10 protein-coding genes are annotated in these 14302 nt (G+C 72.5%); 5 read left to right on the top strand and 5 right to left on the bottom strand.

Annotated elements, in window-relative coordinates; genetic code table 11:
* Positions 1-3: 3 nt before the first annotated feature.
* Entirely contained in the window at positions 4-3327 is a 3324-nt protein-coding gene (locus C6W10_RS27160; RefSeq protein WP_159104763.1) for an NACHT domain-containing NTPase, read from the bottom strand.
* A 255-nt stretch (positions 3328-3582) separates the two neighbouring features.
* On the opposite strand from C6W10_RS27160, the gene C6W10_RS27155 reads away from it, so the two are divergent.
* From C6W10_RS27155 to C6W10_RS27135, 5 genes are read left to right on the top strand one after another with little or no spacing between them, the layout of a single operon-like run.
* Complete coding sequence (locus C6W10_RS27155) at positions 3583-3747, top strand: lasso RiPP family leader peptide-containing protein (protein WP_159079600.1); 165 nt, start codon at positions 3583-3585, stop codon at positions 3745-3747.
* 49 nt (positions 3748-3796) lie between these two features.
* Positions 3797-4411, top strand: a complete 615-nt coding sequence (locus C6W10_RS27150) for an ATP-binding cassette domain-containing protein (protein WP_107261678.1) — start codon at positions 3797-3799, stop codon at positions 4409-4411.
* Positions 4408-5295: an ABC transporter permease gene (locus tag C6W10_RS27145; protein ID WP_107261676.1), complete on the top strand. Its 888-nt coding sequence runs from the start codon at positions 4408-4410 to the stop codon at positions 5293-5295. The genes C6W10_RS27150 and C6W10_RS27145 overlap by 4 nt, the downstream gene beginning before the upstream one ends.
* Positions 5288-6514 (top strand): asparagine synthase-related protein, encoded by a 1227-nt coding sequence (locus tag C6W10_RS27140; RefSeq protein WP_107261674.1) that lies wholly within the window; start codon positions 5288-5290, stop codon positions 6512-6514. Before C6W10_RS27145 ends, C6W10_RS27140 begins: the two co-directional genes overlap by 8 nt.
* Complete coding sequence (locus tag C6W10_RS27135; protein WP_107261672.1) at positions 6511-6792, top strand: PqqD family protein; 282 nt, start codon at positions 6511-6513, stop codon at positions 6790-6792. Before C6W10_RS27140 ends, C6W10_RS27135 begins: the two co-directional genes overlap by 4 nt.
* Here the strand turns inward: C6W10_RS27135 and C6W10_RS27130 are convergent.
* Genes C6W10_RS27130 through C6W10_RS27115 form a run of 4 tightly spaced genes read right to left on the bottom strand, consistent with a single transcriptional unit; the run spans position 6780 to position 14050 of the window.
* A complete protein-coding gene (locus C6W10_RS27130) occupies positions 6780-7427 on the bottom strand; it encodes a lasso peptide biosynthesis B2 protein (protein ID WP_107261670.1) in 648 nt (215 codons plus the stop codon). The two genes, C6W10_RS27135 and C6W10_RS27130, sit on opposite strands and share 13 nt — an antisense overlap.
* Entirely contained in the window at positions 7424-9394 is a 1971-nt protein-coding gene (locus C6W10_RS27125) for a nucleotidyltransferase family protein (RefSeq protein ID WP_107261668.1), read from the bottom strand. The genes C6W10_RS27130 and C6W10_RS27125 overlap by 4 nt, the downstream gene beginning before the upstream one ends.
* Positions 9394-9660, bottom strand: coding sequence for a hypothetical protein (locus C6W10_RS27120; protein ID WP_159104762.1), 267 nt, complete (start codon positions 9658-9660; stop codon positions 9394-9396). The genes C6W10_RS27125 and C6W10_RS27120 overlap by 1 nt, the downstream gene beginning before the upstream one ends.
* Complete coding sequence (locus C6W10_RS27115) at positions 9644-14050, bottom strand: SdrD B-like domain-containing protein (protein ID WP_107261664.1); 4407 nt, start codon at positions 14048-14050, stop codon at positions 9644-9646. Before C6W10_RS27115 ends, C6W10_RS27120 begins: the two co-directional genes overlap by 17 nt.
* Between the last annotated feature and the right edge of the window lie 252 nt (positions 14051-14302).

The following is a 14302-nucleotide window of genomic DNA, read 5'->3' as shown; positions in this document are numbered from 1 at the left end:
GGCCTATTCGCGTCTGACCCGGATTCCCTCGGCATTACGGAATGTCTGGTTGCGATGCGCCCAGACGGTCAGTCGGCGTTTTCCGGCGAACGGCCCGAGGTCAAGTTCCGGCACGCTGTGCAGTGAGAGGTCGGTCAGATTCGGGATGCTGGCCAGTGGTGCGAGGTCAATCAGTTGGGGACGATTCCGCAGATCAATCGAGCGAAGCGTTGGATGCCCCTGTAGCGGCCGGAGGTTGAGCGGGGCCGCGCAGGTGTCTAGGTCGAGGATCTCCAGAGGGAGTGTGGCGATCGTCGCGAGATCTACGGTGGACGCCCTTAGGTACATGAGCCGCAGAATCTTCAGGCGGCCTTGGGACGAAACTATCCGCTCCAGCACCTTCGAGTCGTTGCAGCCGTTGAGTTGCAGTTCGGTGAGCGACGGCAACCCGGCCAGGAAGCTTGTGTTGGACAGGAAGCTTGGAGCGCGGTTGCCGGTGAGGATGAGAGCTGCGAGCGCAGGGAGTTCGGTGAGCGGGCGGTAGCTGCGGACGTTCCGTTCGAAGCCCTGCAGATTTAGTCTCGTGAGCTGCCTGAACCGAGTAACCCAGGCGAGGTCTGGCATCGGGGTCGGGGTCCCGCCGAGCCAGATCGTGAGCTGGGCGAGTCGACGCAGGGTGTCCGGAAGGTCGGCTGGGCTGTTCGACAGGTTGACCCACAACTGCTCAAGATCGGGATGGTCGCGCAGAAAGGTCAGATCGATGGGGCGGTCCGTTAAGATCGGTCCAGACGGATACAGCAGGCGAAGTCCCCGCACGGCTGGCAGCTCTCGGACCACCCTGCTCGGATCGGCCGTGCCGATGGCCACGCCATACAGATTTCGCAGGTGCCGCAACATTGGGACGGTCCACTCGTCCACCGTGATCCAGCCGTTCTGTAGGGGCGAGTCGGCGAGGACGTTCGATCCGTACTCATCGGGCTCGAAGTGGTTGCCTGCTTGGATCAACGCATGTATGACCCGTTGACGGTCGTCGCGGCCGTATCGACTGAGCTTGCGCAGTGCCGCGGATCCACCGACGAAGGCAGCGGTGTCCACTACGGCCGCGGCGACGCCCTCCGAGAGGGTCGCGAGGTCGTCCGGTAAGAAGCGGAGGACAGGGTTCCCGGCCGACGCCAGCGACCTAGCCTCCGCTGTGGTGCGCGGTGGCACCAGCTCGGCCAGGTTGGCGTCGATCCGGTTGAGTGTGTCGACCGCGAGTGCCGGGGCAGTCTCCACGCAGGCTCCGGCGAGCAGCCGGAGCCACCGAGCGCGCCGGGGTGGTCCCGTCTCGGCCCGGTCGAGCAGGCGGTTGACCAGCCGTTGTCGGTATTCGCTATTAGCCAGCCCGGCGGTCATCACGACCGTCTCCCGCCACATGTCGCGGGTGGCGTGCTCGACCATCACGTCGACGTAGTTTTCCTCGGCAATTTCCTTCGCAGCCAGGTACTCCTGGAAGGTGCGGTGCACAAAGGAGATCCGGTCCTCGGTCACGTCTTTCAGCACGCCGCTGCGGTCGAGTAGGTGCTCGAAAACGTCATCCGGCTCGGCGGTCACCTTCGGCATCGTGGTCAGCTTCCGACGTACGTGCTCCCGGGCCTGTCCAGTGTCGAATTCGGACTGGTTGCCGAGGGTAAGCCGCCAAGCTAGATCTTGTAACAACGACATGGCATGCTGCGCGCCCAGCCCGACCCGCTGGTACGACGGTACATTCCGGGCGGTGTCCCGGCGTTCGAGCAGCATCTCCAGGGCTGCCCGGTAGAGGCTGATCCGGTCGTGCGGCAGGTCATCGCCCCGGTCCAGGTTCAGCGCGCAGAGCATGGCGCACATCAGTGGGTTGGTGGCCAACCCTCGCAGGTGGTGATTGGCGTCCAGCCGAGCGAGCAGCCTGCGCTCGTAGCGGGGCAGCTCCGCCGGACCGCACGGCAGGTGCCGGGCGCCGCTGATCGCCCGGTGCCAACGCCGGACGAACTCGACGATGTCCGCCGGGTTCATCCGCTCCAGCATCACCGCGAGAAAACCCTCGTTGGTCAACCAGCGGGCAGAAGCACCGGCGGGGCGCGAGGTCACCACGACGATGGCGTCCGGATGGTGGTCGAGGATCCGGCGCAGCCACTGGCGGACGACGGTGCGCTGGGCCCGGATCAGCTCGTCAACCCCGTCGACCAGCAGCAGGGCCCGGTTGGCGGTGAAGATCCGTTCGACCAGACCGGCCGGCGCCTCCGTAGCGAACTGCGCAATGTCGTCGCCGAGCAGCGCCCCCACCGGCGGCAGCGGGCGGTCCGCGTAGCTGCGCAGTTTCACCAAGAACGGTGTCCGTCCGTTCCAGTCTTGGAGTTCACCACTGAATCCCTCGCGCGCGGCGGTGATCGCCAGCCACCGCAGCAGGGTGCTCTTGCCCGAACCGGCCTCGCCTCGTACCAAAATCCGCTGGCTTCGCCGCAACGCGGCCTCCACCCGCAGTCCGGTCTGCTCGTCGCGATCACCGTCCTTGCCGCCTCGGAAGAACGAGCCGCGCTCCCGTGCGCCGATATCGGCGAGCCGTCGGACGCGCCGAGGCGGTCGGGCGGTATCCAGGTCGCTGACAGCAAGGCTGAGGTATGCGATGCTCAGCGTCGTCTCCGGGGTGTAGTTCCGGACGTCGACGCCGAATAGTTCGAGCTGGTCGTAATGGGTCGAGACGAATCGCAGATAGCGGGCGACGAAGACCTTGTCGTCCGGCGCGGACTCGTCGGCGCGGGGCACGGGCAGCCGAGCAAGGATCTCGGCGACGTCGATCGAGATCCGGAACAGCCGGCTCAGGGTCTCCCGACTCGCCCGGTTGGTGAACGTGGGCAGGTGACGGATCATCTGCACGTAACAGTGGATGCAGTCTGTGAGTACCCGTTCGGCCAGCCGTTCCGCCGCGTCGCCGAGCCCGGCCGACTCGGCATTGGCCGCGAGCGCCGGTCGTAGCCGATCCACCATGGCCGCCGGGTCGGCGTCGACGGCGAACAGCGCCTCGTCGGTGCGGGTTCGTGGTCCGAAGGTGCGGGCGACGACGTCGAGCGCCGCTGCCGCTTCGTGGTCTGGGACGGCGGTAGAGTCCGCCTCGAACATCCGCTCGACGCGTTCTGAGATGTCGGCGGCGACGCTCTTGAGCTGAAGCTCGATCTTGCGTCGAAGGAACCTGTCCCGGAAGCTCAACGTAAGCAGCTCGGACAGCTCGGCGGCACTGTCGGTCCGGTCCCGGTGGGCGGCGAGCCATCCTCGTGCTGCGTGCGTGGCCACCGCCTTGCCGAGGTTGAGCGCCGCAGCCTCGAACATGGGCATCTGTCGACCTCCGAGGGGTGGCGGCACAAACAGCGACGGGAATCCTACTGCGAGTCGACGTTCCCGGGGCGGTGACCCTGAGTCGGCTACCCGACGAGCCGCATCGGTTACTGCCATTTCATCAATCTGTGGGGTCGATTGTCCCGACAAGCCGGAGTGCCGGAGCCTCGACGCGTCGTTGCCGGAGGGCGGCATCGGGTGGCGGTACTATCTCTCTGTCCATTTGCTCCCGGTCTTGAATGAAAGGCACTTTTGGTGAACCTCATTCGGGATGATTCGGCCGGGCACCCGCACGACGACCCCGCCGACTACCAGGCACCGACCGTGCGCCGGCTGGGCACGCTGGCCGAGCTGACCCGGGGCGGCACCGTCGGCCCCGACGACGGGCTCGGCGGCGCGGGTGACGAGGGGTCGGTGTGACGGGGGTCGGTGTGACCGGCACCGGAGCGCCGTACCCGCAGCGGGCCTGATGCTCCGGTTGCGCGGCGCGGGCCGCCGCTTCGGCCGCCGTACCGTCTTCGCCGACCTCGACCTCGACCTGCCCGCCGGGGTGCGGCTGCTGGTCGTCGGCGGCAACGGGTCCGGCAAGACCACCCTGCTGCGCTGCCTCGCCGGCACGCTGACCCTGAGCGCGGGCCGGGCCACCGTGGCCGGCCACCCGGTCGGCTCGCCGGCCGCCCGGCACCTGGTCGGGGTCGGCCTCGCCACCGACCTGGGCCTCTACGAGCAGCTCACCGCCCGCGACAACCTGATGCTGGTGGCCCGGCTCCGGCTGCCGGTGCCGGACCGGTCCGCCGAGGTGCGCCGGCTGGAGGGTGAGCTGGGCGTCGACACCTTCTCCGGTACGCCGATCCGGCACTGCTCCACCGGGATGCGCGCCCGGGTGACGATCGCCCGCGCCCTGCTCGGCGATCCGAAGCTGCTGCTCCTGGACGAGCCCGGCCGCTCCCTCGACGACCCGGCCCGGGAGCTGCTCTGGGCCGCCCTCGACCGCCGTCCCCGGCTCGGCTGCGTGATCGCCTCGCCGCACGACACCGACCGGGAGCGCTGCGACCGCCTGCTCACCCTCACCGGCCCGCGATGACCGGCACCCTGCGCACCGACGCCCCGGTCGGCGACACCGCGACGGTCACCGCCGCTCGCCGGGGGAGCACCGGGCCACGCGCCGTGGCCGCGCTCGTCGTACGCGACCTCGGCGGGCGACGGCTCGTCCGGCTGCCGCTCCTGCTCGACCTCACCTTCGGCATCGTCAACCTGCTGGTCTTCCTCTTCATCTCCCGGCTGCTCGGCCAACCCGACGGCACCGCTGAGCAGTCCGCCGCGACGGGTCTGGCCGGCGCGGCAAGCTACTTCGACTTCGTCGCGATCGGCATCACCTTCATGCTGGTCCTCCAGTCGGCCGCCACCCAGCTCACCGCCCGGATCGCGGCGGAGCAGCGCGGCGGCACCCTGGAGATGCTGGCCGCCCAACCGGTACCGGTCTGGGCGCTCGCGCTGGGCGTCGCCGGTTACCCGTTCGTCTTCGCCCTGCTCCGGGCCGGCTTCTATCTGCTGGTGCTGAGCCTGCTGCTCGGGCTGCGAACCGACCGGGCCGACTGGCTCGGGGTGGTGCTGCTGCTCGGGCTCGGCGGCACGGCGGTGCTCGGCATCGGCGTCGCGCTGATGGCGGTCTCGGTGGCGGTCGGGCACGGCGGCACCGTCGCCCGGCTGCTCGTCGTCGGGCTCTCCTTCGTCTCCGGTACCTACTTCCCGACCGCCGCGCTGCCGGCCGAACTGCACCCGCTCGTCGCCGTACTGCCGACCCGGCTCGCCCTGGACGGGCTGCGCGCGGCGATCGCCGGCGAGGAGTGGGGGAGTACCGCACTGGCGCTGCTCGGGACCACCGTCGTACTGCTGCCGGCCGCGATCTGGACGTTCGGCCTGGCCCTGCGCTCGGCCCGCAGCCGGGGGACGCTGACCCGTGGCTGATCCTCCCGCCTCCCGGCTGACCCGACGCGAGATCGCCTCCGGGGTGGTACTCGGGCACGTACCGGAGCCGCCGGCACACCGGACCGGGCCGGCCCGCTGGTCACTCGGCTGGACGCCGCCGGAGACCGCACCGGTCCCGGAGCGTGCCGTGACCCCGCTCGGCGCTCTCGAACAGGCGGTGCTGCCCGCGCTGCGCCGACCGCCGTGCGTGGTCAGCTTCTCCGGCGGGCTGGACTCGTCACTCGTGCTCGCCGTCGCGCTCCGGGTGGCCCGCCGGGAGGGTCTGCCGCATCCGGTACCGGTCACCTGGCGGTTCACCGGGGCGCCCCGGGCCGACGAGTCGCGGTGGCAGGACCGGGTGGTCCAGGCGCTGGGCATCGGGGACTGGCAACTGCTCCAGGCCGACGACGACCTCGACCTGGTCGGTCCGACGGCGGGGCGGCTGCTGCGCCGGCACGGCCTGCGGCACCCGGCCAACCTGCACCTGCACCTGCCCATCGTCGAGCTGGCAACCGGCGGGTCGATGCTCACCGGTGCCGGCGGGGACCAGGTGCTCGGCGGCTGGCGCCGGGCACGCCCCGGCCCGCTGCGGGTACGGCTGCGCCGGGGCGCCGGCCAGTTCCGGGCCGTACTGCGGATGCGCCGACCGGGCCCGGAGATGTTCCCCTGGCTGCGGCCGGAGGTGTCGGCGGAGATCCACCGCGCCTTCCGGGCGGAACGGCGCCGGGAACCGCGCCGGCTCGACCGCCGGATCGCCTGGCACGTCCGTCGGCGTGACCTCGGGCTGACCTGCGCCAGCCTGGCCGCGCTCGGCGCCGCGCACGGCGTGGCGGTGGTGAATCCACTGCTCGACCCGGGGTTCCTGACCACCCTGACCGGACCGGACGGCCGGCGCCGGTGCCCGCCCCGGGACCGGCTGGTCGCCGAGATCGCCGCCGGGCTGCTGCCGGAGGTGGTCACCGCGCCCCGGCCGAAGGCCCGTTTCCTGGAGGTCTTCCTCCGGGGGCCGACCCGCCGGTTCGTCCAGCGCTGGGACGGCAGCGGCGTCGACGAGGAACTCGTCGACGTGGCCGCGCTGCGCACGCTCTGGTCCCGGTGGCCGATCCCCGGTGGCACGGCGGGACTGGTCCAGGAGGTGTGGCTCGCCTCCAGTTCCGGCGGCGGCGAGTCCGGCCGGCCAGCCGTGCCCCGGCCCTCCGGACCGGAGCCGCGCCGATGACCGGGGCGGCGGAGCCGGTCTACCGGGTCGCGCCGGCCGGTACGGCGTGGCGGCGGGCCGGCGACGAGATCGTCGTACTCGACACCACCAGCTCCGTCTATTTCGGACTCGACCGGTCCGGTGCGCTACTCTGGACCCGGCTGGTCGACGGGGCCACCAGCACCGAACTCGTCGCCGCGCTGACCGCCGACACCCCGGTCCCGGCGGAGCGGGCGGTCGCGGACGTCCGGCGCTTCCTCGACGCACTGCTGCACCACGGCCTGATTCAGTCCACGTGACCGCTGCGGCCGGTCTCCGCCTTCTCCGCTGCCGCCGAAGTCTCGGCGCCGCCGGCCGGCAGCCACTCCGGTTCCGTTCCCTCCGACAGCTCGCGGCCGTCGGCGGGCAGCCGCCCCGGTTCCGTTCCCCCCGACAGTTCACGGTCGCCGGCCGGCAGCCGCTCCGGTTTCGCTCCCTCCGACAGTTCGCCGTCGTCGGCGGGCAGCCACTCCGGCGGCGGTGGGCGGTGCAGGACCTCGACCAGCCCGTGCCGGTGCCGGTCGGGTTCGCCGTCGAGCCAGGCGTGCGCCCGGAACCCGCTGCTCGGCGCGGTCACCCCGATCACCAGCGTCCGGGGAGTCCGGCGGGCGGCGTACCAGCGTTGCCGTACGAGTGCGCGTTCCAGGCAACTCGCCCCGAGCCGGTGCAGTACGCCGGAGACCACCGTCCGGTCGACGTCGGCGGTGGGCGGTGGGGCCGGCAGGCGTACGCCGTCCATGCCGGCCCTGCGCAGCTGCCGGCGTACCCGACGCCAGGCCCGTACCGTCCACAGTGCCGTCCGGAGCCCGCCCAGTCCCCGGCGCCGGGCCAGCCGGAGCAGTGCGGACACCGCTCGCCCCGACACCCGGAGCCAGCGGACCGGTACCGCCGTCACCGCTGGTCACCGCCGGCCCGCCGGCTCGCGATCCGCAACTCCCGCAGGCCACCCGGGGTACGCCGGGCGAGGTCGCCGGCCCGGACGAGATAGGCGAGCAGCAGCCCCGCGACCCCCCGGCCGGCCAGCGGGTACGCGTGCCGCATCGCGGCCGGCGACGGCACCAGCCGCAGGCCGAGATGCCGGAGCCGGGCCCGGCAGGTCGGCAGCTCGGCGAGCCGGGCCAGCGAGTACGCCGCCGACCTGCCGCGATGCGCGGCGAGCCAGCCGGTGACCGCCGTCCGGCGCGGCAGTCCCAACTCGGTGGCGAGCGCGTCGCCCCGCGCGTCCCGGCGCAGCGCGACCGCGAAGGCCGGAACCGCGCCGGTCCGTCGGGCGATCCCGGCCGCCACCCGCCAGGTCGCTGCCGGCAGCACCGCCAGGGCCCGGGCCAGATCGTCCCCGGGGCGCCCGGACCGGCCCGGACTGGCGGCGTGCAGTGCGACGAGCAGCGCGGCGCAGGGTTCGTCCGGTACCGCCACCGTGCCGCCGGCCAGGTCCAGCCGTTCGGCCGTGGTCGAGACCGCCGACCAGAAGGCCACCGGATCGGCGACCCCGGCGAATCCCCGGTGCAGGTCGACGGTGAGCGCGGCCGGTCCGGGTGCCCGCCACGGGCGGGCGTGCCAGTGTGCCCAGTCGTCCTGGCGGGCGCCGGCCAGGATCGGCCGGTACCCGAGGTCGCGGAGCACCCGCTGGGCCGCGTCGAAGGTGGCCGGCGCGACGAGCAGGTCGACGTCGTCGTACCGGCGGGATCCGGCGTTCCGCAGCCGGTGGGCCAGGCCGGCACCCTTGAGCAGGACGCTCGCGATGCCCCGGTCGCGTAGCGCCGTTGCGGTCCGCACCACCAGGGCGTCGAGCGCGAGACCGCGTACGGCCTGCGCGGTCGCCGCCGCCCCCGTCGCGGTCGTCGCCGCCGATCGTGGGGCGGGTACCGGCTCCGGCTCGGCCATCGGTTCCGGTGCCGAGGTGTGCGTCGGTGCCGGGGCGGGCGATCCGGTCAGGGTGAGGGTCAGCAACCGGCAGGTGGCGTCGAGGAGTCTCCAGTCCGGCGGGCGGACCAGGTCCCAGGCGGGCAGGGTGGCCAGGGCCAGCATGGTCGCCGGATCCGACGGCAGGTTCCGCCACGACCGCCGGCACGCGAGTCGGGCCAGCAGCTCCGGTGCGCCCAGCGGGGTCATCCCGAGGGCCTCTCCCCAGCTCAGGAAGAGCCAGCCGCCGAGCGGCACCCGGGCCGGGACCGGCGGCAGCAGTACCCGGGACCGGCTGTCCCGCCGGGCCGGCCGGCAGTCGAGCCGGAGACCGGGTACCGGCCGGCGCAGGTCCAGGCAGCGCGGCCCGGCGTACCCGGTGGTGCCGTCGACCACCAGGATGTCGTCGGTGAGCACCGGCACCCGGGCGGCGGCCAGCGCCGCCAGCAGGCTGCTCTTGCCGGCGGTACGCGGACCGAGCAGCGCCCAGGCGCGTCCGCCGAGCACGAAGGCCCCGGCGTGGAACGCTTCCCGACCGGCCCACCGGTTGAAGACCGTGGCCACCGCACCGAGGTACGGGTGGGCGAGCAGATCGGCCGCGAGCGGTGGACCGTAGAAGGTGGCCCGGCCCCGGTCCCGATCGAGCGCCAGGTGCCGGCCGTCGGCGAGTACCCGTACCCCGCGCCGGCCGTCCAGCGGCAGCGGTCCGGGCGGTGGTCCGGCCGCCTGCCCCACCCGGACGGCCGGTGCGTCGGGCCGGCACTCCCGGGCCGGCCCGAGTTCGGCGACCTCGTCGAGGCCGTGCACCCGCAGCCCGTACGCCGACCGGCCGGGGGTCGTCGTGCCGCAGGCCGGGCCGGCCGACGCCGCTCCGGTCGGCTCGTCCGCCCGTCGACCGGCGGGCTGGCGGTCGTGCGGTTTCCCGTCGGTGCCGTGCCCGGTCGCCGCTCCGGTCGTCATCAGCGGTCCGCCGGTTCAGGGGCCGGCGGCAGTTCTCCGGCGTCGCCGGCCGGCGTGCCGGACTCGACCGGCGCCGAGACCTGCCGGTTCGGCGTGGGGGCGCGCTGTTCCGGCGCCGGGACGGACTGCTCCGGCACCGGAACAGGTCGGTCGGACTCCCGGTTCGCGGGGTCCGAGGTGAAGAGCAGCAGGCCGATCAGGATGACGGCGGCGGTGACCGCGAGCAGCACCGCGGCCCGGACCGACGGGCTAAACCTCGACGTCATAGGTGAACCAGAAGGTCCGGCCGCTGTCGACGGCGAACGTGATCGAGATCGAGACGCTCTCCCCGGCGGGCAGCCCGCCGCTGGGCAGCGGAACGGCGAGGGTGCTGTTCAGGCCACCGCCCGGTGGATCGGTGGCCGGAGGCGCCAGCGTGACGCTGTGCGCCAGCACCGTACGGCCGCCGACCGTGATCGCCGTGACCGGCGTCGCCGAGTTCACCGCCCGCAGCCGGGCCGGGTCCGCCGGCTGGCTCGGTACGCCCGGCTTCGGTGCGCCGTTCGCCGCGCTGATCGAGATGATCCGGAGCCGGGCCGAGGTGACCGTGCTGCCCGAGTTGTTGGTGATGGTGCGCCGGACGGTCAGGATCCGGGGCTGGCCGGCGGTCACCTCCCGGTTCGGTGCGGCGTTGACCGGCCGGTCGGGGTCGATCAGTGACGAGACCAGGTGGGCCGGTCGGCGTACCGGGCTGGTGGTGCCGCTCGGCGAGGCGGAGCCGAGGGTGGACTGCGCCCCGCCGACCGGGCCGCCCGTGCTGGAGACGAGGGCGAAGTCGGTGCTGTTGTCGCGGGTGTTCTGCAACGTGCCGGTCTGGGCCAGCCGCACCCAGGCGTACTGGTCGGTCGGCTGGCCGGTCAGCGCGGGCAGCGGGGTGCCGGTGGAGTACCCGGGACTCGGCCCGGCCGCGTCGGTGACCGTGCCGGCCGCGTCGGGTGCGGTCGTCCGGACCCCGCCGGTGGTGCCCAGGGTGGCGACGACGAGGTCCGGGGCGGCCAGCGAGGAGAGCGAGTACCCGCCGCCGACCACCAGGTACGCCCGGCCGGAGCCGAGGGTCGGTGCCGTCCGGGGGAGTGTGACGGCGGCGCCGTTGTCGGTCTTCACCGTGAACCCGGCCAGCGGGACGGCGAACGGGCTGGTGTTGGTCAGCTCGACGTACTGGTCGGTCGGGCCACCGGGGCCGGAGAGCCGGAACTCGCTGACCAGCAGTCGGGTGTTGGCGGCGGAGACCTGCACCACCTGCCCGCTGGAGGTGCCGGCCGGATAGGTCGCGTCCCCGCCGTAGCCGGCGGTCACCGTGTTCGGCCCGTACGCCGGCAGCGTCACCGTCAACGTCGCCCGCCCGCCGCTGAGGGGCGCGGTGCCGAGGGTGACCGTCGAGCCGGCCGACGGGCCGGTGGTCACGCCGGCGGTGAAGGTGACCGTGCCGGTGGCGGCGGAGGGCGAGACGTCGGCGGTCAGCGTCACCTCGTCGCCGAAGTTCGTGCTGGCGCGCGACGGTGTGACGGTGACGGTGGGCGGGACCAGCCGGATGCCCTGGTCGATGTCGCTGCGGGTGGCGCCGGTGCCGAGCGCCAGTACGGCGGTGGCGCCGGTGCTCGGATCGCCGTCCGAGTCGACCCCCCGGTTGGCGCCCTGGCCCTGCGGCGAGAAGCGCTGGTCCGCGGCGAGCGCGGCCGGGTCGAACGTCACGGTGTAGGTGCCGGCCCGCAACCCGGTGAAGGCGTACGTCCCGTCGGCGGCGGTCGTCGTCGACCGGGTCACCGGACTGCCCAGGTCGTTGGTGCCGGAGAGCGCCACCGGGAAGCCGCCCAGCGGGCCCTCGCCGGACTGCCGGATCCCGTCGGCGTTCGCGTCCCGCCAGGTGCGCCCGCTGATCGTCGACGACACCACGGTCACCTGTGCGGTCTCGCTGGGCAGCGTGATCGGGGTGCTGCCACCGCTGGGCAGATAGCTGCCGGTGCTGGTGTTGACGTACCGGTCACCGGTGTTGTTGCCGCTGGTGGTCAGGTTGAGCCGGACCGCGTTGACGGTGGTGTTGGTCAGGTTGGTGACGACGATCCGTACCCCGGTGGTGGTCGGGCCGCAGGCCGCCGTCGAATAGTCGGCCGGGTCGCCGGTGTGCGTGCCGTGCGGCCGGGTCGTGCACTGCACCGTGGCGCCGGCCGGCGCGGTTGATCCGGCGTACGTCAGGGTGCCGCTGAACGACGACCGCCCGTCGCCGTTGTACGGCAACTCGGAGAGGATCACCAGCGAGGGGATGGTCAGCCCGGTGACGTTCCGGTACGCGATCGTGTAGCTCAGCGGCTCGTCGCCGGTGATCTGCGGGGTGGCGGTGGTCTCCGAGATGGCCAACTGGGTCTGGTTGCGTACCGTGATCGTCGAGGTGGCGGTGCGTTTGGCCAGGTCGATCGGTACCGCCGCGTCGGAGCCGATCACGGCGGTGTTGGCCGCGCCGGTGCTGTCCGGGGTGATCCGCAGCGCGGTGGCCTGGAAGGCGATCGCCGGGATGCTGCCGCCGGGGACGATCGGCCCGAGCTTGAGCAGCAGGCTCTGCCCGGTCTCGCCGCTGTCCCCGGTGCACGGGATGCCGTCCGCGCCGTTGTTGCCGGCGGTCAGCTCGACGCCGAGGCTGGCGCCGCCGGAGACGTAGTGGGCGCTGCCGGCGACGTAGCTCAGGCAGCCGGGCAGGGTGTCGGTGATCCGTACCCCGCCGACCGGGCTGGTCGCCGAGGTCGCCCGGGTCACCGTCGGGCTCAGGGTGTAGGTGACGGTGCCGCCGGCCGCGATGAACTGCTGGCTGGGCGGCAGGTTGTTGGTCTTGGCCACCCGGAGCACCCCGTCGGTGACGGTCAGCCGGTTTCCGGTGTACGACGGATTGTTGGTGACCCGGTTGTAGAACGACGGCCCCCAGGTCTCGGCGGCACCGAGCCGGGCGCTGTCGAAGTTGGCCAGGATGGTGCCGACCGGGTTCGGCTGCACCTGGAACTGCGGGTGGAAATAGCTGGTCTCGCCGTTGGCGATCGTCCAGTTCGGGGTGAACCGGACCGCGTTGACCAGGCTCGCCCCGCCGGCCGCCTCGACCGAGGGATACCAGGTGCCGGTGCCGCAGGAGGTGGTCCGGCGGGCGTTGTCGTCGGCCATCGGCAGCACGGCGTACTCCACCGTGTACTCGGAGGCGGCGACGACGGTGTTGTTCCGGTACGCCCGGCCGATCCCGACGATCCGGGTCTCGGCCGGGTTCCACTTGTCGCAGATCGCCGCGCCGGTCAGCGCCGGTCCGCTGGTCGAGTAGAGGTGCAGCCGGTCGTAGTAGGTCTGTCCGGGGGAGGCGACGCCGTCTCCGGAGGTGCCGTTGCTGGCGTTGCCGGCCGGGATCCCGCCGGGGGTGTCGGTGGTCCAGAAGTAGCCGTTGTAGCCGGCCGCCCGGGGGCCGAAAGTGGTGGAGAAGCAGTTGTCGTTGCTCCGGTTGGTGTTGTCGGCGACGTAGGTGCAGGTCGCGGCGGAGGGCTCACCGCCGGGCTCGTAGCCGGTGCCGAAGTTCGACTGGCCGGTGATGCTGAACGGGTCGAAGCCGCGGTACTGGATCGTCGACTGGATCACCGAGCCGCTGTCGGTGCTGGGTACGAAGACGGTGAAGCTGCCGGAGACCAGATAGCGCAGGCTGTTCGAGAGCGTGTTGCCCTGCGCCCCGGTGGTCGGGTTGCTGGTGCCGGCGAGGTCGGCGCCGGTGACGGTGACCGTGACGACCCGGCCGGTCTGGCTACAGCTCACCGTGCCGGAGTTGACCACCGAGTTGTTCGCCGTCGCGTTGGGGTTGATGCCGATCCGGCCGTACGGGATGGCGTAGCCGCCGTGGTTGACCGGGGCGCACGAGCCGGCGACCAGTACCGCGTTCGGGGAGATCGTGCTCAGGTCGGCGGTGAAGGTCAGCGGGGCGGTGACCAGTTCGGTGCCCTTGGCGTTGGCCGGCTGGGTCACCACGAAGCTGAAGACGTAGCCGCTGCCCGCCGCGCCGCCGACCGAGGCCGCGGTCGGGGTGCCCCAGAGCCGCGCCTGGAGGTTCAGTTGCGGCATCGCGGCCACTGTGGTGCTGCGCGAGCCGCCGACCAGCGCGCCGGAGTTGGCGGTGAGCGTCGAGTTGATCACCGTGCCGTTCGGTACCGAGCCGTCCAGCGTGACGGTGATCGGCACCGAACCGGCACCGGTCGCGTCGACGGCGACCGAGCAGGTCAGGGTGTGCCCGTCGGCGCTGAGCGTGCCGGCGTCGGGGCCGGTGCACTGGGCGAGGTTGGAGGCGTCGAAGCGTACCCGGGGCGAGGTGTCCAGGGTCTGCACGAAGGTGACCGGGCCGGGTGCCCCGGAGTCGGACGAGTACCGCCACTCGTAGCTGAGTACGTCCCGGGTCCGGACCACGCCGTTGGTCGGGCCGCTGTCGAGGCTGTCGAACGGGGCGGTGCCGTCGGAGAGGACGGCCAGGGAGATCTGGTTCACCGCGGCGGCGGCGGGTGCGGCGGGCGCGACCATGCCGGCCGCCGCGACGGTGCCGGTGACGACCGTGGCCGCGAGGAGGAAGCGCTGAGGTGACCGAAGGGTACGGGAACGACGGTGGTGCACGACGGAGTCGCCTCCTTGAGCGCGGGTGCGGTGATTCGGTACTGCTGCGACCCGGGCGTCCCCGTCTACGCCGAAAGGATACAGTGGAAGGTGAATTGTCCTCAACAATCGTTAAACTAACTATACCCGTTTTGTGGGCCTTGCCGGAACAGCCGAAGTCGCGCGCCGACCTCCGCCGGTCGCCGGGCCGCCCGGCCGTCGGCCAGCCGTTGCGGTACCACCGTCCGGCGATTGGCCCTGCCACCGGTCGAC

This window comes from Plantactinospora sp. BB1 (assembly GCF_003030385.1).
Taxonomy (GTDB): domain Bacteria; phylum Actinomycetota; class Actinomycetes; order Mycobacteriales; family Micromonosporaceae; genus Plantactinospora.
This window is presented reverse-complemented; position numbering and strand designations above follow the sequence as displayed.

What these genes read in the sequence shown, in the direction of transcription:
- C6W10_RS27150 (WP_107261678.1), top strand. Translation starts at nt 3,797, where the DNA reads ATGCTCCGGTTGCGCGGCGCGGGCCGCCGCTTCGGCCGCCGTACCGTC.
- C6W10_RS27120 (WP_159104762.1), bottom strand. Translation starts at nt 9,660, where the DNA reads ATGACGTCGAGGTTTAGCCCGTCGGTCCGGGCCGCGGTGCTGCTCGCG.
- C6W10_RS27160 (WP_159104763.1), bottom strand. Translation starts at nt 3,327, where the DNA reads ATGCCCATGTTCGAGGCTGCGGCGCTCAACCTCGGCAAGGCGGTGGCC.
- C6W10_RS27135 (WP_107261672.1), top strand. Translation starts at nt 6,511, where the DNA reads ATGACCGGGGCGGCGGAGCCGGTCTACCGGGTCGCGCCGGCCGGTACG.
- C6W10_RS27145 (WP_107261676.1), top strand. Translation starts at nt 4,408, where the DNA reads ATGACCGGCACCCTGCGCACCGACGCCCCGGTCGGCGACACCGCGACG.
- C6W10_RS27125 (WP_107261668.1), bottom strand. Translation starts at nt 9,394, where the DNA reads ATGACGACCGGAGCGGCGACCGGGCACGGCACCGACGGGAAACCGCAC.